Source organism: Streptomyces sp. NPDC030245 (genome assembly GCF_055572995.1).
In genome coordinates this window covers 146,785-164,636 of sequence record NZ_JBVICF010000002.1, presented here as the reverse complement: position 1 = coordinate 164,636, position 17,852 = coordinate 146,785, and the positions used below count along the sequence as shown (strand labels likewise).

At 69.3% G+C, this 17,852-nt stretch carries 13 protein-coding genes and 3 pseudogenes; 10 read left to right on the top strand and 6 right to left on the bottom strand.

What is annotated here, in order from left to right; genetic code table 11:
* Positions 1 to 179: 179 nt before the first annotated feature.
* Positions 180 to 1,547: a dihydrolipoyl dehydrogenase family protein gene (locus tag ACZ4Z4_RS05370; protein ID WP_468322503.1), complete on the top strand. Its 1,368-nt coding sequence runs from the start codon at positions 180 to 182 to the stop codon at positions 1,545 to 1,547.
* 5 nt (positions 1,548 to 1,552) lie between these two features.
* Positions 1,553 to 2,716: a low temperature requirement protein A gene (locus ACZ4Z4_RS05365; RefSeq protein ID WP_468322501.1), complete on the top strand. Its 1,164-nt coding sequence runs from the start codon at positions 1,553 to 1,555 to the stop codon at positions 2,714 to 2,716.
* Between the two features lie 60 nt (positions 2,717 to 2,776).
* Here the strand turns inward: ACZ4Z4_RS05365 and ACZ4Z4_RS05360 are convergent, their stop codons facing one another.
* The gene (locus tag ACZ4Z4_RS05360; protein WP_468322498.1) at positions 2,777 to 3,499 is read right to left on the bottom strand and encodes an alpha/beta fold hydrolase; all 723 of its coding nucleotides are present in this window, start codon (positions 3,497 to 3,499) and stop codon (positions 2,777 to 2,779) included.
* A 66-nt stretch (positions 3,500 to 3,565) separates the two neighbouring features.
* A complete protein-coding gene (locus ACZ4Z4_RS05355) occupies positions 3,566 to 4,561 on the bottom strand; it encodes an alpha/beta hydrolase (protein ID WP_468322496.1) in 996 nt (331 codons plus the stop codon).
* A gap of 284 nt (positions 4,562 to 4,845) precedes the next feature.
* Between ACZ4Z4_RS05355 and ACZ4Z4_RS05350 the strand changes: the two genes are divergently transcribed.
* The 4 genes from ACZ4Z4_RS05350 (at position 4,846) to ACZ4Z4_RS05335 (ending at position 8,772) form a co-directional block, all read left to right on the top strand.
* The gene (locus tag ACZ4Z4_RS05350) at positions 4,846 to 6,759 is read left to right on the top strand and encodes an amidohydrolase (RefSeq protein WP_468322493.1); all 1,914 of its coding nucleotides are present in this window, start codon (positions 4,846 to 4,848) and stop codon (positions 6,757 to 6,759) included.
* Positions 6,760 to 6,850: 91 nt separating this feature from the next.
* A complete protein-coding gene (locus ACZ4Z4_RS05345) occupies positions 6,851 to 7,513 on the top strand; it encodes a hydrolase (protein ID WP_468322491.1) in 663 nt (220 codons plus the stop codon).
* Positions 7,514 to 7,523: 10 nt separating this feature from the next.
* Positions 7,524 to 8,054: a DoxX family protein gene (locus ACZ4Z4_RS05340; protein WP_468322489.1), complete on the top strand. Its 531-nt coding sequence runs from the start codon at positions 7,524 to 7,526 to the stop codon at positions 8,052 to 8,054.
* Positions 8,035 to 8,772 carry a YoaK family protein gene (locus tag ACZ4Z4_RS05335; protein WP_468322486.1) on the top strand — a complete coding sequence of 246 codons (738 nt, stop codon included), beginning with the start codon at positions 8,035 to 8,037 and terminating at the stop codon, positions 8,770 to 8,772. Before ACZ4Z4_RS05340 ends, ACZ4Z4_RS05335 begins: the two co-directional genes overlap by 20 nt.
* On the opposite strand, the gene ACZ4Z4_RS05330 is transcribed toward ACZ4Z4_RS05335, so the two are convergent.
* Positions 8,765 to 9,262 carry a carboxymuconolactone decarboxylase family protein gene (locus ACZ4Z4_RS05330; protein WP_468322484.1) on the bottom strand — a complete coding sequence of 166 codons (498 nt, stop codon included), beginning with the start codon at positions 9,260 to 9,262 and terminating at the stop codon, positions 8,765 to 8,767. The genes ACZ4Z4_RS05335 and ACZ4Z4_RS05330 overlap by 8 nt on opposite strands.
* A gap of 110 nt (positions 9,263 to 9,372) precedes the next feature.
* Between ACZ4Z4_RS05330 and ACZ4Z4_RS05325 the strand changes: the two genes are divergently transcribed.
* Both ACZ4Z4_RS05325 and ACZ4Z4_RS05320 read left to right on the top strand, forming a co-directional pair.
* Positions 9,373 to 10,320 (top strand): pirin family protein, encoded by a 948-nt coding sequence (locus ACZ4Z4_RS05325; RefSeq protein WP_468322481.1) that lies wholly within the window; start codon positions 9,373 to 9,375, stop codon positions 10,318 to 10,320.
* Between the two features lie 795 nt (positions 10,321 to 11,115).
* Positions 11,116 to 11,480, top strand: a pseudogene (locus ACZ4Z4_RS05320) (transposase); the annotation flags it as partial.
* 569 nt (positions 11,481 to 12,049) lie between these two features.
* On the opposite strand, the gene ACZ4Z4_RS05315 reads toward ACZ4Z4_RS05320, so the two are convergent.
* Positions 12,050 to 13,276, bottom strand: a complete 1,227-nt coding sequence (locus ACZ4Z4_RS05315; protein WP_468322478.1) for a beta-ketoacyl-[acyl-carrier-protein] synthase family protein — start codon at positions 13,274 to 13,276, stop codon at positions 12,050 to 12,052.
* Between the two features lie 102 nt (positions 13,277 to 13,378).
* Positions 13,379 to 13,654, bottom strand: a pseudogene (locus tag ACZ4Z4_RS05310) (RICIN domain-containing protein); the annotation flags it as partial.
* Between the two features lie 588 nt (positions 13,655 to 14,242).
* Here ACZ4Z4_RS05310 and ACZ4Z4_RS05305 point away from each other — a divergent pair.
* Together ACZ4Z4_RS05305 and ACZ4Z4_RS05300 are read left to right on the top strand one after the other, a co-directional pair.
* Entirely contained in the window at positions 14,243 to 15,799 is a 1,557-nt protein-coding gene (locus ACZ4Z4_RS05305; RefSeq protein ID WP_468322476.1) for a class I adenylate-forming enzyme family protein, read from the top strand.
* A 326-nt stretch (positions 15,800 to 16,125) separates the two neighbouring features.
* Entirely contained in the window at positions 16,126 to 17,028 is a 903-nt protein-coding gene (locus ACZ4Z4_RS05300) for an alpha/beta fold hydrolase (protein ID WP_468322473.1), read from the top strand.
* A gap of 308 nt (positions 17,029 to 17,336) precedes the next feature.
* On the opposite strand, the pseudogene ACZ4Z4_RS05295 reads toward ACZ4Z4_RS05300, so the two are convergent.
* Positions 17,337 to 17,775 (bottom strand): annotated as a pseudogene (locus ACZ4Z4_RS05295) (NF041680 family putative transposase); the annotation flags it as partial.
* Positions 17,776 to 17,852: the final 77 nt, after the last annotated feature.

Sequence of the window (17,852 nt, the reverse complement as noted above, 5' to 3'; positions counted from 1 at the left end):
CCTTTTGACCGGCAGCGCACGCCGTACTGCCGATCAGTGCACTAGCGGTGACCTGCACTTCCGTCGTTCGCTCTCGGGCCAGCACCCGTGCACTGACGGTCAGGCGGCCGGCGCCGGCCGACCTAGCGTCGGCCGCACCGCCCCGACCGCGGGGCGGACCGAGCGGAGAAGAGACAGGCATGAACGCGCACGAACACGCCGATGTCGTGGTCGTCGGACTGGGACCGGGCGGTGAACACGTCGCGGGGACACTCGCCGAAGCGGGACTCGACGTGGTGGGGGTCGAGGCGGAGCTTGTCGGAGGGGAGTGCCCCTACTGGGGATGTGTGCCCAGCAAGATGATGATCCGGGCCGGCGATCTGCTCGCTGAGGCGGGCCGGGTACCCGCCCTGGCCGGGACGGCGACCGTGACCCCCGACTGGGAGAGAGTCGCCGCACGCATCCGTGACGAGGCCACCGACGACTGGCACGACCAGGTGGCGGCCGACCGCCTCACGGCGAAGGGCGGCCGCCTCGTGCGGGGCACCGGCCGCCTCGCCGGGCCGCGCCGCGTGACCGTCGGCGACCGCACGATCGAAGCCCGGCGCGGCATCGTCCTCGCCACCGGCACCCGCCCCCGCATCCCGTCGGTGCCCGGACTGCGGGAGACCCCCTACTGGACGAACCGCGACGCCATGGCGGCCAAGGAGCTGCCCGAGTCACTGGCCGTCCTCGGCGGCGGCGCCATCGGCGTCGAACTCGCCCAGGTCTTCGCCCGGTTCGGCTGCGCGGTCACCGTGATCGAGGGGCAGGACCGACTGCTGGCGCAGGAGGAGCCCGAGGCCGGGGAGCTGGCCGCCGCGGCACTGCGGACGGACGGCGTCACCGTGCTGACGGGCGCCCGCGTACGGCAAGTCGCCCACGGCGACGACCAGTTCACCGTCCACCTGGAAGGCGGCGCCGAGCCGCTGCGCACCGCACGCCTCCTGGTGGCGACCGGCCGCATGGCGGACCTCGGCGCGCTCGGCGTCGACACCGTGGGACTCGACCCCACGGCCCGGGCCGTGCCCACGGACGGGCAGCTGCGGGCGGCGGACGGACTGTGGGCGGTCGGCGACATCACCGGCCGCGGCGCCTTCACCCACGTCTCGATGTACCAGGCACAGATAGCCGTACGGGACATCCTCGGTGATCACGGCCCCGACGCCGACTACCGGGCACTGCCGCGCGTCACCTTCACCGACCCCGAGATAGGCGCCGTCGGCCTGACGGAACACCAGGCACGGGAACAGGGCCTGCGGGTGCGCACCAGCGTGCTGCCCCTCACCTCCTCGACCCGGGGCTGGATCCACGGACCGGGCAACGAGGGCTTCGTCAAACTCGTCGAGGACGCGGACCGGGGCGTGCTGGTCGGCGCCACCTCGGCGGGCCCCGCAGGCGGAGAGGTGCTCTACGGACTGAACGTCGCCGTCCACGCCGAAGTGCCCGTCCACACGCTCCGGCACATGATCTACACCTACCCCACCTTCCACCGCACGGTCGAGGCCGCGCTCGGAGCGCTCCGCTGAGCGCCATGCGGGGCCGCGACCCCGAGGAGCGGCACCGGACCGCCACGTCGCTGGAGCTCCTCTTCGACCTGTGCTTCGTCCTCGCGGTGGCGCAGGCCTCCGAGAGCCTGCACGAGGCCCTGACCCACGGGGCGTCCGCCACCGGGGTCCTCCGGTTCGCGCTGGTCTTCTTCACCGTCTGGTGGGCGTGGATGAACTTCACCTGGTTCGCCTCCGCGTACGACCCCGACGACATCCCGTACCGGCTGACGGTGCTCGTCCAGATCACGGGCTCCCTCGTGCTCGCCGCAGGTGTCCCCCACGCGTTCGCGGAGGGGGACCTGCGGGTCATCACCATCGGATACGTCGTGCTGCGCACCGCGCTCGCCGCCCTGTGGCTGCGTGCGGCGCGCGCCGACCCGGCACGCCGGACCACCGCGCTGCGCTTCGCCGCCGGAGTGACGGCGTGCCAGGTGGGCTGGGTGTCACTGCTCGTCCTGCCGGACGCGGCCCGGCTGCCCGGCATCGTCGTGCTGATCGCCGCCGAGCTCTCCGTACCGGTGTGGGCCCAGTCCGCCGGTATGACGCCGTGGCACCCCCGCCACATCGCCGAACGCTACGAGCTCTTCACCCTCATCGTCCTCGGCGAATCCGTCGCGGCCGCCACCGTCGCCGTCCGGACCGCGTTCGACCGGCACCAGAGCACGGGAGAGCTGTACGCGACGGCGGCGGGCGGCCTCCTGACGGCCTTCGCCCTGTGGTGGCTGTATTTCTCCAGGCCCGCGCACACGCTGCTGGCCACCACGCACCGCGCGCACCGCCGCCGGTTCGTGTGGGCCTACGGCCACTACCTGATCTTCGCGTCGGCGGCCGCCGAGGGCGCGGGTCTCGCCGCGTACGCCGATCACCTGACCGGCCACGCGCACACCTCGGACACGGCGGCCGGCGCGGCCGTCACGGTCCCCGCGGCGGTCTTCCTGATCACCGTGTGGGCCGTACACCTGCGGCCTCACCTCAAGTCAGCGGCCGAGCGTGCTCCGTATCCGGTTGCCGTGCTCGGGCTTCTCGGTGCGACCTGGTCCCCGGCGCCCGCTCTGGTGGCCGGGGTGGTGCTCACCGTGCTGGTCGTCCTGGTCACGGCTTCGTCGTCGGCGTCCGCACCGGTATCCGTATGGGCGCGGCGCCGGTGACGAACGCGAGAACGCCCCGCCCCTGTCCGGACGGACAAGGGCGGGGCGTTCTGCCGTACGTCAGCCCGCGGCGCGCACCGCGTCACGGATCAGGTCGGCGACCTCCTTGGGCCGGGACACGGCGACGGCGTGCGACGCGCCGTCGAGCTCGACGACCGTCGCACCGGCCCGCTCCGCGCCGAAGCGCTGGACCTCGGGGTTGATGGCCTGGTCCGCGCCGGCGACGAGCGCCCAGGAGGGCTTCGTGTGCCACGCGGCGGTCGCGGCCTTCTCGGTGAACGCGGCGGCGGCCAGCGGGCGCTGCGCGAAGGCGAGCACCTCGGTGACGTCGGCCGGAACGTCGGCGGCGAAGAGCTCCGGGAACGCCTTGGCCTCGATGGTGAACTCGACCGCGGGCTCGGCGCCTGCGACGGGGTACGTCCACTCCGTCAGGTTGCTGCCGAGCGGCGAGAGGGGGTAGCGGTCCTGCAACTCGGCCAGGCTCTCGCCCTCTTCGGTGACGTAGGCCGCGACGTAGACCAGACCGGCCACGTTCTCGGCGGCACCGGCCACGGAGATGACCGCGCCGCCATAGGAGTGGCCGACGAGCACGACAGGCCCGTCTATCTGGCCCGCCACGGAGGCGATGTACGCGGCGTCGGAGGCGAGGCCGCGCAGCGGGTTCGGCGACGCGATCACGCGGATGCCGTCGCTCTTGAGTTCCTTGATGACGCCGGTCCAGCTGGACGCGTCGGCGAACGCGCCGTGGACGAGCAGGACGGTGGGGGAGGGGTGAGCGGTCATGATGGGTTCTCTTCGTCTGTCGTCAGTCGGTTGTGGGTCGGTTGTCCGTGGTGATCCGGGATGCCGTCAGGCGCCGGCGCGGTGGAGAGCCGCCCGCAGGGTGCCCGTGGCCAGCGTGATCGCGGCTTCTGCGGCGTGGGTCTCGCGCAGGGCGTTCAGCATGACGAAGTCGTGGATGATGCCCTGGAAGCGGACGGCGGTGACCGCGACGCCCGCCTCGCGCAGCTTGTTGGCGTAGGCCTCGCCCTCGTCGCGCAGCACGTCGGCCTCGCCGGTGATGACCAGCGCCGGCGGCAGCCCGGTCAGCTGCTCGGTGGAGGCCCGCAGCGGTGACGCGGTGATCTGGGCGCGCTCGGCCTCGTCGGTCGTGTACTGGTCCCAGAACCACTGCATGCCGTCGCGGCGCAGGAAGTACCCCGTGGCGAACTGGTCGTAGGAGCCGGTGTCGAAGCGCGCGTCGGTGACCGGGTAGAACAGCACCTGCTGGACCAGCGGCACGTCACCGCGCTGCTTCGCCATCAGCGTCAGGGCCGCGGCCATGTTGCCGCCGACGGAGTCACCGGCCACGGCGAGCCGGGCGCCGTCCAGGCCCTTGGCCGCGCCTTCCTGGACGATCCACCGGGCGACGGTGTAGTTCTGCTCGATGGCCACCGGGTAGCGGGCCTCGGGGGAGAGGTCGTACTCGGGGAAGACGACCGCGGCGTGCGCGCCGACGGCGAGCTCACGGACCAGCCGGTCGTGCGTGTGGGCGTTGCCGAACACCCAGCCGGCGCCGTGGATGTAGAGGATGACCGGCAGCGTTCCCGAAGCGCCGGCCGGCTTGACGATGCGGGTCCGGACGCCGCCGGTGGGGCCACCGGGAACCGTGATCCACTCCTCGTCGATCTCCGGCTTCTCGATGTTGCCGGACTGCACCTCGTCGACCGCCTTGCGGCCGTCGGCGGGCGGCAGTTCGAAGAGGTAGGGCGCCTGAGCGGTCGCTTCGGCGAAAGCGGCGGCCGCCGGTTCCAGGACCGGCTGCACCGGACGGCTCGGCTGGGACGACTCGACGACGTCGGACATGGGGTTCTCCTGAGTGTCATGTGATGCGCCGGTTTTCCGGCGAAAGCCCCGGGATAAAGCGGTGTGGGGCTGTGGGTCCCCACGCTAGGAGCGACCGGACGGCACCAATTGACCCCCAGCGCACCGGCACTGACCTGACAGCGCACCGGGCCGGCCCGCCGGCGCACCGCGTGCACTGTCGGACCGATAACAGTGCACTGCTGGAAAACACGGCGGCTTCGGCCCGCCATAGCGTTGCGGCGAAGCGATGGAGCGGTTCCGACACATCAGGAGGTTGTCGAAAGGTGTCCACGATGCCGGTCGGTGGGCTGGTCCCCAGCACCACGGACAACGCGACGGACCGAGCCGCGGGCGATGCCGCGGATCTCGTCGTCCGGAACGCGAATATCCACACCGGAGACCCCGGCCGTCCCCGGGCCGAGGCCCTGGCCGTACGGAACGGCGTCATCACGGCCGTCGGGGACGACAAGGACATGGCGGCCCTGGTCGGCCCGGCCACGAGGGTGGTCGACGCCCTCGGCCGCCGGATGATCCCGGGCCTGAACGACTCCCATCTGCACGTCATCCGGGGCGGCCTCAACTACGTACTGGAACTGCGCTGGGACGGCGTCCCCACCCTGCGCCAGGGGCTCGCGATGCTGCGCGAGCAGGCGGCCCGCACCCCCAAGGGCCAGTGGGTCCGGGTGGTCGGGGGCTGGTCGGCCGAGCAGTTCGCCGAGCGGCGGCTGCCGACCGTGGCCGAGCTCAACGCCGCCGCTCCGGACACCCCGGTGTTCGTCCTGCACCTGTACCAGGCGGCCATCCTGAACCGCGCCGCGGTCAAGGCCGCCGGCTACACCAGGGACACCCCCGAGCCCCGGGGCGGCCAGATCGTACGCGGACGGGACGGCGAGCCCACCGGCATGCTGCTCGCCGCGCCCAGCGCCCTCGTCCTCTACTCGACCCTGGCGAAGGCGCCCGGCCTGGAGGGCGCGGACAAGAGGACGTCGACCCGGCACTTCCTGCGCGAACTGAACCGCTTCGGCCTCACTTCCGCGATCGACGCGGCCGGTGGATTCCAGAATTTCCCGGACAACTACAGCACGGTCGTCGAACTCGCCGAGGCCGGCGAGTTGTCGCTCCGCATCGCCTATCACCTGTTTCCCCAGACGGCCGGGCAGGAAATCGCCGATCTGAAACGCTGGATCGAGATGGCACGCCCGGAAGACGGGGACGAATGGCTGCGTCTCAACGGCGCGGGCGAGAACCTCACCTGGGCGGCCGCCGATTTCGAGAACTTCGCCCAGCCGCGGCCGGAACTCGCCCCCGACTACGAAGGGGAATTCGAGACCGCCGTACGCCTCCTCATGGCGAACGGCTGGGGTTTCCGGCTGCACGCCACCTACGACGAGACCATCAGACGCGACCTCGCGGTGTTCGAGAAGCTCGCCGCGGAAGGGCTCTTCCCGGCCGGGAACCAGTGGCTGTTCGACCACGCGGAGACGGTCTCCGCCGACAGTCTCGACCGTATCGCGGCCCTCGGCGGAGCCATGTCCGTGCAGAACCGGCTGTCGTTCCAGGGCGAGGCGTTCCTCAGCCGTTACGGCCCGGGTGCCGCCGCGGACGCCCCGCCGATCCGGGCCATGCTGGAGCGCGGACTGACCGTCGGCGCCGGCACCGACGCCACCCGCGTCTCCAGCTACAACCCCTGGATCGCGCTGCACTGGCTCATCACCGGCCGCACCATCGGCGACCTGGTCGTCCGCCCGCCCCACAACCGCGTCGACCGGCGCACCGCGCTGGCGATGTTCACCGAGGCGGGCGCCGCCCTCACCGGCGAACAGGACGTCAAGGGCGTCCTGCGACCGGGCTTCCTCGGCGACTTCGCCGTCCTGTCCGAGGACTACTTCACCGTTCCCGAGCAGGACATCGCGCACATCGAGTCCCTGCTGACCGTCGTCGGCGGGCGGATCGTCTACGCCGCCGCGGAGTACGAGGGCATCGACGAGGAGCTGCCGCCGGTCAGCCCGGAGTGGAGCCCGGTCGCGCACTTCGGCGGCTACCAGGCCGTACCCCGTACGGGCCGGTCGGGCGCCCGGCAGGCCGAACTGCTCGGCCAAGCCGTCGCCGAGTCGGAGCAGCACAGGCAGTGGCGTGCGCGGCGCGGCCTGACCCCGGAGACCGACAACCCCGTCTTCGACCCCTGCTTCAACCTCTGACCTCGCCCCCCACCGCCTTACCCCGAACCCCTACTCCCACCACGTCGCGGACACCCGTCCGCGATCACATCACGCCCGGAAAGGCACCCTCATGATGGACATCTCCCAGGTCACCCCGGCGCCCGGCCCCGACCTGCTCACCCCCGACAACTGCGCCGTCCTCTTCATCGACCACCAGCCGCAGATGTTCTTCGGCACGGGCAGCGGCGACCGCACCGCGATCATCAACTCGACCGTGGGACTCGCGAAGGCCGCCAAGGTCTTCGACGTCCCGGTCGTACTCAGCACGGTGGCCGCCGAGTCCTTCTCCGGCCCGATCCTGCCGCAGCTCAGCGAGGTCTTCCCGGACCAGGAGGTCGTTGACCGCACCTCCATGAACGCCTGGGAGGACGCCCCCTTCGTCGAGGCGGTGAAGGCCACCGGCCGCAAGAAGCTCGTCATCGCCGGTCTGTGGACCGAGGTCTGCGTCGTTCTCCCCGCGCTCTCCGCCATCGCCCAGGGCTACGAGGTGTACGTCGTCACGGACGCCTCCGGCGGCGTCAGCCCGCAGGCGCACGAGCACGCCGTCCAGCGCATGGTGCAGGGCGGTGCCGTCCCGGTGACCTGGGTGCAGGTGCTCCTTGAGCTCCAGCGCGACTGGGCGCGCACGGAGACGTACGTCCCCGTCACCGAGGTCGTGAAGGAGCACGCGGGCGCCTACGGCCTCGGCATTGTGTACGCCCAGGCCGTCATCGGCGCTCACGCGGCGGGCTGATCCGCACACGATGGACAACGGATTGTTGCTCCTCCGTCTGGTGGTGGGCCTCCTCATCGCCGGACACGGAGTACAGAAAGTGAGCTTCCGGCTGGGCGGCAACGGCCTGGCCGGCGGCACGGAGGAGTTCCGCCACGACGGCTTCCGCGGCGGCAGGCTCACCGCGCTCGCCGCGGGCGGCAGCCAGATCGGCGCCGGCCTGTTCCTGGCGGCCGGCGCCCTCACGCCCGCGGCGGCGATGGCCGCCATGGGCGTGATGACGGTCGCGGCCACCGTCAAGTGGCGCAACGGCCTCTGGGTGCAGAACGACGGCTACGAGTACCCCTTCGTACTCGTGGCGGCCGCGGCGGTCCTGGTCCTCACCGGACCAGGCCGCTGGTCGGCCGACCACGCCCTGGGCCTGACCCCCTGGCCGGCCTGGGTACAGGCGACAGCCCTCGTGGTCGGCCCGGCGAGCGGCCTGCTCACCCGGGCGGCACTGCATCGTCCACCCAACACAGCCTCGGGGAGGAGGAGTTCGTATGCGAGCGCTGCTGACTGACGCGGCCCACACCCTGGTGCCGCCGAAGGACGACCGGCACGGCCCGCTGCCGCCGCTCCTGCTGGCGCTGACCGTGGTGACAGGGCTGGTGGACGCCGTGAGCTATCTGGCGCTCGGCCATGTCTTCGTCGCCAACATGACCGGCAACGTCGTCTTCCTGGGGTTCGCCCTGGCGGGCGCCGACGGCCTGTCGGCGCTCGCCTCCGTGGTCTCCATGGCGGCGTTCCTCGCGGGCGCGCTCGCGGGAGGACGGCTCGGCACCCGCTGCGCGGCGCACCGGGGGCGGCTGCTCGCCCTCGCCTCCGCGCTCCAGGCGGTGCTGGTCGCCGCGGCCCTCGTCGCGGCCGCGGTCGCGGACGGGCGGGTCACCACGCCGGTCCAGTACACCCTGATCGTCCTTCTCGGCCTCGCCATGGGGCTTCAGAACGCGGTCGCCCGCCGCCTGGGCGTACCGGACCTGACGACGACGGTACTGACCCTGACCCTGACGGGCCTCGCCGCGGACTCCGCACCGGCCGGCGGCGCGACACCGAGGCCCGGCCGGCGAATCCTCTCCGTCCTGGCCATCTTCGCCGGGGCGCTGACCGGAGCCGTACTCCTGGAGCACGCCGAACTCACGCTCACCCTGGGCCTGATCCTGGCCTCGCTCACGGTGACGGCACTGGCTGCCTGGCGGGTGTCGTCGCCGGAGGCGAGTTGGGCGGGGCCTCTCAAGTGACCGGGACGCCGGGGGCTTCCCGTACGGGATGCTTGCTCATGATGGAGACCCGGTTGAACGCGTTGATGGTGATCGCCACCCAGACGACCGCCGATATCTCGTCCTCGGTGAGGTATCGGCGGGCGGCGCCGTACGCGCTCTCCTGCGCGTCGGCGTCGGCGGGGGTGGTGGTCGCCTCCGCCAGGGCGAGGGCGGCGCCCTCCCGCGCCGTGAACAGTTCGGTGTCGCGCCAGGCGGCGAGCACGCCAAGGCGGCGCGTGGTCTCTCCGGCGCGGAGGGCGGCCCGGGTGTGCACGTCCAGGCAGTAGGCGCACCCGTTGAGCTGCGACACCCGCAGATTGACCAGCTCGACGAGGATGCGGTCGAGCCCCGCGTCGGCGGCGACCGCGCGGACCGCCTCGGACGTCTCGACCAGCGCGCGGTACGCCTTCGGGCTCTGCTTGTCGACGAAGACGCGCCGCTCCACGCGACCCGCTGTCGTCTCGCTCAACTCGTTCAATTCATTCCTCAACCCGCTCGACCTGGACTCCATGCCCGTATCATCTGTCATGATTGTTGAAAGTCAAAATACTTTGGTGGGGTGCAGTGATGGTGGAAAAGATGGCGGGAAAGACGGCGGGAACCCCGACGAGCGATGCCGCCGTGCAGGCCGACATCCTGACCGCGCGTGACGTCCCGCTGGGCGGCCCGCGCTCGATGACGGTGCGCCGCACGCTGCCGCAGCGGGCCCGGACCCTGATCGGCGCCTGGTGCTTCGTCGACCACTACGGTCCGGACGACGTCGCCGACACCGGCGGCATGGATGTGGCACCCCATCCGCACACCGGCCTACAGACGGTGAGCTGGCTGTTCACCGGAGAGATCGAACACCGCGACAGCCTGGGCAGCCACGCGTACGTCCGCCCCGGCGAGTTGAACCTCATGACCGGCGGTCACGGCATCAGCCACACGGAGGTCTCCACACCCCGCACCACCGTGCTCCACGGCGTCCAGCTGTGGGTGGCCCTCCCCGACGAACACCGCAACGCCGCCCGGGACTTCCAGCACTACGCGCCGACCCCGGTCTACCTGGACGGCGCCGAAGTCCGAGTATTCCTGGGCGAGTTGGCGGGCACCACATCTCCGGTACGAACCTTCACCCCCCTGCTCGGCGCCGAACTCCTCCTCGAACCCCACACGACGACCACGCTCACCGTGAACGCCGACTTCGAACACGGCCTCCTGGTCGACCAGGGCCGAGTCACCATGGTGGGAACCCCCCTGAACGCGACGGAACTCGGCTACCTCGCTCCGGGCCGCGACACCCTGACACTCACGAACGAGACGGCCACGACGGCGAGACTGATCCTCCTCGGCGGCCCGCCGTTCGGCGAGGAGATCGTCATGTGGTGGAATTTCATCGGCCGGTCGCACGAGGACATCGCACAGGCGCGTTCAGACTGGATGACCGGAACCCGTTTTGGTGAGGTGAAGGGTTACAACGGAGATCCGCTTCCCGCCCCCGAACTCCCGTCCGTGCCCTTGAAGCCCCGGGGTCGGGCACGCTGATCTGCGTGGATGCGCGCTGAGGGGAGTGCGTGGGCGATGCAAGGCTCGGTGCCGGAGCCGGCCGGTCGCCGCTGCGACGAAGACCCCGTATGGGGCTGCGGGAGGTGGTTCCGGAGTGCAGGGTGTGATCTTGTGTGGCAGAGTCTGGCAAACCCAATGCTCAGCCAATGCTGACCTTTTGACGGGGTGTCAGTTTGGCTGAGAGTTCTGTGTCCGCAGGTCCAGTGCGTCTGTGTGTCGCTGTCGGCGGGAGAGGCTCGCCTCAATGCTGACCCCTGTCGCGGCTGCGGTGGTCAAGGTGCACAGGAGGGCCCGACAGCTTTGATCCGGTGTGCCAACTGATGTGGCAGGTTGTGGACACTCGACGATTTCCGTCGCCCCGCAGCTTGTTGCGCGCCGACCTCCCAGTTCTTTCGGCGTCCCGCATCGAGAATTCGCAGCTGCCCTTGTTGGGTTTACTGGTCACATCCGTTCGAGCTCGTGCCGTCGTAGTGCGGTGGCTGTGATCACACGCTCCGACTGGGAGGAGGTTCTTCGTCTTCTGGTGGTACAGCAGCCGCACCCACCCTGAACTGGGAAAACGATGCTTTGTGAGGCTTTCGCCCGGGGGCTGGTCCGGCAATGGTCCGGATCTTGGTAGCCACTGGCATGGGCGGCAGGGGTTGGTCAATTGTGTGAAGTCGTGGGAGTGATCGGGAGCAGGGAGGGTGCTCCTGCGGGCAGCCTGTGCAATCGACTACGGTCGGTGGTCGTCGCAGAGCCATCCGGCGGGATAGAAGGGAGCGGGTGCCCCGCATGGCCGTACCCCAGCCCCGCACTTGCCTCGGTAGGCGATCGGTGGTGTCCCCGGCACCGCAGGCCTTGTGCTCGGGGCAGACTCTGGTGGGCGGGGCGCCGGAGGTCCTGGCCGCCAGCACCTTCGTGGCTACGTCAGGCTGCACCTGGAACCAACTGCCGTCGGGTTTCGGCTGTCCGACGTGACGGCCTTCCGGCGGTTCGCCGAGTGGACTGAGGCCCGGGTGTGGGCGAAGCTCCGCCGCCTGGTCGTGAACAAACTCCAAGCCCGGGGTGAGTTGGACTGGTCGCGGTGCGAGATCGACTCCGTCAGCGCCCGGGCCTCAAAAAGGGGGGAGCTGACGGCTCTCCGCAGCGCAGATCGATCCGGCGTTCGGCCCTACTGGGGTGCTCTGCCGCCATACTGAAGCGACGCGCAGGGATTGCACTGCCCAAACTAGAAGATCGCTAACGGACGACGAGGGACAGCTGCTGAACGTTACCGCTGCCCATGATCACGCGGAAATGCTTGCGAAACTGGGGAACCTAGAAGCATGTAGGGAGCGCATCTTGGTGAGCACTGGCTCCTGTGGGGGTGGCGTTTTCCGCGCGTGATGAGCACTGTTTATGGGTGCGGATCATGAGCAGAACCTGCCGGAGGGCTGCCGTTGATGGTCGCTCTGCGTAACGCCTGTTGTCCGACCTTCCATCGGTAGGGCATCGCGGTGGTGTGGGTGGTGCGTTGTGAATGAGCTCTCCAGCGGTGTTGTTGGAGTGGGGAGTGCACTAAGGATTGGCTCCGATCCCCGGTTTCGCTAACCGGGGATCCGCAGCTATATATGGGACACCCACCCCGAGGTCACCGTCGCCAGGGCGGATTTCGACGCACGCAGTTCGAGGATCAGTGTCGCGGTCCGAGTAACCCCGGATTGCGGGCCCACCGCGTCGCGGACGGTCAATCGCGGGTGAGAACAAGTACGGCGTTGTGGCCGCCGAAGCCGAACGAATGGGTGACGGCCGCGCGCACCCGTTGTGAGCGGGCCTGTCCGGTGATGCAGGCGATGTCGAACTCCGCTGTTTCCGTGCGGAGGTTGGCGATCGGTGGTACTTGCCGGTGCTGGATGGTCAGTACGGTGAGCGCTGCTTCGATGGCTCCCGCGGCGCTGAGGCTGTGTCCCAGGACTCCTTTCGCAGCCGTGACGCTGGGCTGATGCGGCAGGACTCGGGAGATGAGGGCGGCCTCGGTCATGTCGTTGGCGGGGGTGGATGTTCCGTGGGCGTTGACGTGGTCGATGTCGCGCGGGGCGAGGCCGGCGTCGGCGAGTGCGGCGCGCAGGGCGCGTTCGGCTCCCGCTGCGCCTTCGGGCTGGGCGGTGGGGTGGTGGGCGTCGGAGGTGGTGGAGCATCCGGCCAGCAGGGCACGCGGGCGGTGGCCGCGGGCCGCGGTGTCCGCGGCCCGTTCCAGGACCAGTACGCCCGCGCCTTCGGCCATGACGAAGCCGTCGCGGTCGGCCGCGAAGGGACGTGAGGCGGCGGGCACGTCGTCGCGGCGGGCGGACAGGGCTCCGGTGCGGTGGAAACTCGTGGTCGTCAACGGGCTGGTGGCGGCCTCCGTGCCCCCGGCGATCGCGATGTCGCAGGCGTCCCTGGCCAGCAGGTCGCGGGCGGTGGCCAGCGCAGTGGCTCCGGACGCGCACGCCGTGGTGATGCACAGGCCCGGGCCGCGGGTGCCGAGGTCGATGGAGACCTCGCCCGCGGCCATGTTGGGCAGGACATGCACGATGGCCAGTGGGGAGACCATGTCGGGGCCCTGGCTCAGCAGTCGCCGGTGCTGCTCCTCCCATTCCCAGGTGCCGCCGAGACTGCAGCCGATGATGACGGCGACCCGGGCGCTGTCCCAGGTGTGCGGATCGAGCCGGGCGTCCTGGACCGCTTCGCGCGCTGCGAGGATCGCGAGGTGGACGAAACGGCCCATGCGCCAGGTCTTGCGGCCTCCCAGGCGGCGGCGCAGGTCGCCCAGGTCGGGCACACGGCAGGAGAAGTCCACCGGCAGTCCGGCGAGGCGCGGATCGCGTGTGGCGGTCGGGGCACCAGCGAGGACACCTGTCCAGGTGGGTTCGGTGCCGTCCCCCGCTGCGGTGACGAGGCCGATGCCGCTGATGGCAATGCCGGGCCGGGGCATATACGTGCCGCTCGAGGAGGTACGGTTACGTCCGGACCGTCCACTTCTGATGCGGGTCATTTGCGTTGAGGGGGGGGCGAGGGTGGCAGGGCTGTCGGCCTCACCGGCGGTCAGTGCCTGTCCTTCGACACCTACGCTCTCGCCGATGTTCCCGGAGGGGCGCCACTGCTGCTTCTTGTCCGTGCGGTCGCACTGTTGCAGGATGACCGGGCTGCCCGGCTCGTCGGCGGTGAGGCACAGGTCGTTCTGGACGGAGCGAACCTGGAAGCCGCTGCCGCCGCTGATGGGCGTGTAGGTCCACCGCTGGCTCTGCTGTCCGTTGCCGTCGTGGGTGTAGACCCGGCTGCCTTCGCCGCCGGAGGCTTCCAGATACCTGGCCGTTGCCCTGGTTCTGTCCCGTGTACTCGCTGTGCGGCAGGGCGGCTGCGTTGCTGCCGATGGTCCACACTCCCGCGACCGTCATGGTGGCACCTACCGCGGCGAGGCGGAACATGTTTTTACGCATGCTTCGTCACCCTCCCTGGTGAATTAGTTGGACGGACGGAGACCATTTCTTCGCGGAAACCCACGTGCCGAGGCCCCCTCTGCTATTGCACGGTAAAGACGCCGTGATGCTTTGGCATCACTCACATGAGTGCTTTTTCGGGCTTCGTAAGAGACGGTGATGAGAAAATCTAATTTTCTCATTTTCGGCGCGCTGCGGGGCGGGGCGCCCATCCCGAGGGACCCTCAACTCTCCTGCAAACACACGGCAGTTGAGTGCCGATAGAGCGGTGCCAGGTGGCGCCGCACCGGGTCGAAGCGTTGGGTGTTCGAACGGCGGATTGTGCCGGCGTGACAGTAATCATTTTAAGCGCCGATCACGTTACTGCGCCCGCGAGAATGCCGTTCCCGCAACGCCGGGGACGGGTAGATGGCCCACGAAGCCGCCCCCAACGTCCGCAGCGAAATGAGGTGCCCGCAGGTATGTATGTCGAGCGGATTGTCTCTCAGTGGGAACAGGACGAGGACGCAGAAGCCGTTGTCTGCGGCACGGTCCGGCTCACCCGCAGGCAGGCCCGAAGTCAACTCTTCCAACTGGGTCATGCGCTGCGCCGTCACGGGCTTGCCCCGGGGGACGGCGTCGGGCTATTCGTAGGGAACCGGGCGGAGTCGGTGCTGCTGGTGTTGGCAGTGCACCTGATCGGTTGCCGGGCAGTGCTGATGCGTGTAGAGCCCGGCCCAGGGGAACTCGCCGCGTCCATCGACCAGTCAGGCGCCCGGGCCATCGTCGTCGACCCCGCCTACGAGCAGCAGGCCCACGAGGCTGTCGGACGCTGCACAAGTGCGCCGGTCTGGTTGAGTCTTGGCGAGACAGGGTCGTGCGCCTTTCCGAATGTGCTGGCGCTCGCGGCACAGTGCCCGCCGGAGCGGCCCGAGGCGGCTCCGGCGCCGGAGGCGAGCGACGTCGTCACCATGCTCTACACCGGCGGCACCTTGGGCCGGCCAAAGCTGGTGGCATACGGACAGCTGGCCTACGAGATGATGACGGCGAGTGCCGACGAGGCGCGTGTTCAGCAGCCACCGGGCGGGGACCGCGTCCTTCTCGTGCCTCCCTTGACTCACATCGGCGGCCACCTGGTCATGCTGTACTTTGCCCTGCTGACGGGCTCGGTACTGGTGGTGCTTCCGCAGTGGGAGGCGGACGCCGCCTACACCGTCCTGCGCGAGGAAGGCATCACCATCACGGGCTTGGTGCCCCCCATGCTCTACCAGCTGCTGGACCATCCGCACTGCAACCCTGACACCCTGCCGAATCTGCGGCAGATCAACACGGGCGGGGCGCCGATCACACCAGGCCGTCTGCAGCAGGCGGTCGCGACATTCGGACCGATCATCTCCCCGGGCTATGGACAGACCGAGTGCATGGGTATCACCTCCATGCCGCCGACGGACCTGCCCCAGCTCAGCGACACCACCTCCCCGCTATGGCGCAGTTGCGGGCGGCCCCTTCCCGGCACGCATCTGGAGATCCGGGACAAGGACGGCATGCCACTGCCGCAGGGGCAGGCCGGCGAGGTCTGCGTCCGCAGCCCGGTGGCGATGCTGGGCTACTGGCAGGACCCGGTGCACTCCGCGGCAGCGCTCGATCCGGCCGAGTGGCTGCGCACCGGCGATATCGGCTACCTGGACCAGGACGGATACTTGTACTTGATCGACCGGGCGAAGGACATCATCGTGACCGGACCGACCAGCAACAACGTGTACAGCCGGGTGCTGGAAGACTTCCTGCACACGCTGCCAGGCGTGCACCAGGCCGCGGCCATCGGCGTACCGGATGACACGCTCGGCGAGAGAGTGAAAGTCTTCCTCACGCCTGCCGAGGGGATCGACACCGACGCTGTGGCCGCGGCGGTCACTGCGGAACTAGGGCCGCTGTACACGCCGCATGAGACAGTACTGCTGCCGTCGCTGCCCATGACCCGTATCGGGAAGGTCGACAAAAGGGCGCTGCGCCAGAGCAGCCAACGGAACTTCCCCTGATCATTCACCTCACTCCGCACACGCAGACGGTCTGCGCGCTGGCCCGCCAGCTGCTGTACGTCGCCGACCGCACGCCCACGGTCGGGCATTGACAGCCGTGGCCGCCAGTTAAGAACGCCGGTAGCCACATCGACGCGCTGACGACCAGGGCTGAGCGTTGCTCTCCGGCGGAGGGCGGCGTAGAGCACTGGTATGTGCCCGGATGGCGGCCCTAATTAGCCGTCGGCTTCCCCGCTGCAATCGAGCGTCGCTCCGGATGGGCCCATCGGTCAATGACCTGGAAGTCAATGTGTGCACCCAGCCCTGTCACACTGAAGGAGGATCACATGTTCGACGCTCCGAAAGAAACTCGCGCCGTCGGACCGCACCGGAATCCTGCGCCCCAAGACGCCCGCCATAGAGAAAATGTGACCTTCGGAGGCTATCCATGCTCGGGTTACCTGAAGCCACACATCCGCCCTTCAACGGATCCGTTCGTGCTGGTTGGTGGCGCCCTCCAGGACCGGAAGTCATGGGCGCTAATGGAGCCCACGCTCAATGACATCGCAGCAGTCATGACAGTCGACCTGCCGGGGCAGGGTAACTCGCCAGTGCTGCCTGCACGATACGGCTTCGAGTTCCTCGCCGACTCCCTGGCAGCCGTGCTGGACGAGACGGGGATCGCACGGGCACATGTGGTGGGTGCCTGTTACGGCGGACTCATAGCGGCCCACTTCGCCAGCCGCCATCCCGACCGCACAGCAAGCCTCACCCTGTGCTCCCTCATGGACAATCTGACAGACGAATCCCGGACAGAATTCCAGCGAGCGCTCGACGCATTGCGGGCCCGGAATCTGGACCAGTTCGTCGAAACCATCGTAGACCTCTATCTACCACCGACGGCGCCGACAGCGAATGGTCACCGTCGCGAGGCAATCACCCGCCTGTTGCGCAGGCAGCTGCGGCAACTGTCGGGACCTGCGTTGGAAAACTACACGGAAGGCACCCAGCGGCTGCTGAACTTCACGTTCTGGTGGCGCCCCTTGCCCTGTCCAACGCTGGTGATCAACGGGGAGCACGACGCGTTCACCCCGGTGAACGGCGGACGGCGGCTTGCTCATTGCCTAGATGCCTCGTTTCTGCAGCTCCCTGGGGCCGGCCACATGATCAACCTGGACCGCCCCGTCGAAGCAGCTCAGGCTATTGCTGCTTTTATCATGCGCCAGCACCGTACTGCACAACTGAAGTAAGGGAGTTCGGCAGATCTGATAACTATGCGTTTGAGCGTAGTGCTCGAACTGCGGGCGCGCCGACGGACGCCGCGGCATGGCCTCAGCTTGCTCACCCCCGCTGGATCGCCGTCCCCCGCGACCGGGTACGTCGCAGCCTGCGCCACCGCCGTGACCCGCACCGACCTGAGCAGAACACAGCGGCTGCGCCATCACCGCTGGCAGCGGATCACCGCACTCCCGGCAGTACCGCCGAGTCGTCCCGCCATCCCCACTCCACAGATCATCCAGCCGTCTCTGCCTCAGGGCCAAAGTTCGGAAACAGCTACTCAGCTTGTTCTGCAACCTTTCAGCCGTTCCATGGCGATGAGGGGCTTCTCGCGGCGGACGGTTTTGCCCACGTCGTAGCGGGGTGCCCGGTGTCTGTTCGGGGTGCCTGGTGGTCGTCCGGGGCCGGGGCGGTGAGGTTTCGGTGCTCTGGCGGGACAGGGCATGTGCTGGCGGAGGTTTCGAAACGTCCGCCGGACCCGGGCGGGGGTGAGCCGGTGTGGTGCGACCGGCTTCTCTCAGGGATGCCGCAGGTCGTGGGTGATCGGGCGGGCGAGTCGGAGCCTGGGTGTAAGCGGCGATGATCAGCCAGGTCCATCGGTCGGCCGCCTCGGAGTCCCGTAACCGGGGACGGGTCCAGCCCAGGGTCTGCTTGAACAGCCGGAAGGTGTGCTCAAGGTCGAAGCGTCTCAGGAACGCCTGCCAGGCCCGGTCGATGTCCGTGTCGCAACGCCTCGTTGATCTTCACTTCCGGCGGAGAGCCGGACAAGCCCCCCTTCGGTGTGGCGACGTTCAAC

Bases quoted from the DNA above. Each gene is read 5' to 3' on its own strand.
- ACZ4Z4_RS05345 (WP_468322491.1), top strand. From the start codon at position 6,851: ATGATGGACATCTCCCAGGTCACCCCGGCGCCCGGCCCCGACCTGCTC.
- ACZ4Z4_RS05335 (WP_468322486.1), top strand. From the start codon at position 8,035: ATGCGAGCGCTGCTGACTGACGCGGCCCACACCCTGGTGCCGCCGAAG.
- ACZ4Z4_RS05300 (WP_468322473.1), top strand. From the start codon at position 16,126: ATGTTCGACGCTCCGAAAGAAACTCGCGCCGTCGGACCGCACCGGAAT.
- ACZ4Z4_RS05360 (WP_468322498.1), bottom strand. From the start codon at position 3,499: ATGACCGCTCACCCCTCCCCCACCGTCCTGCTCGTCCACGGCGCGTTC.
- ACZ4Z4_RS05365 (WP_468322501.1), top strand. From the start codon at position 1,553: ATGCGGGGCCGCGACCCCGAGGAGCGGCACCGGACCGCCACGTCGCTG.
- ACZ4Z4_RS05305 (WP_468322476.1), top strand. From the start codon at position 14,243: ATGTATGTCGAGCGGATTGTCTCTCAGTGGGAACAGGACGAGGACGCA.
- ACZ4Z4_RS05340 (WP_468322489.1), top strand. From the start codon at position 7,524: ATGGACAACGGATTGTTGCTCCTCCGTCTGGTGGTGGGCCTCCTCATC.
- ACZ4Z4_RS05325 (WP_468322481.1), top strand. From the start codon at position 9,373: ATGGCGGGAAAGACGGCGGGAACCCCGACGAGCGATGCCGCCGTGCAG.
- ACZ4Z4_RS05315 (WP_468322478.1), bottom strand. From the start codon at position 13,276: ATGCCCCGGCCCGGCATTGCCATCAGCGGCATCGGCCTCGTCACCGCA.
- ACZ4Z4_RS05355 (WP_468322496.1), bottom strand. From the start codon at position 4,561: ATGTCCGACGTCGTCGAGTCGTCCCAGCCGAGCCGTCCGGTGCAGCCG.
- ACZ4Z4_RS05370 (WP_468322503.1), top strand. From the start codon at position 180: ATGAACGCGCACGAACACGCCGATGTCGTGGTCGTCGGACTGGGACCG.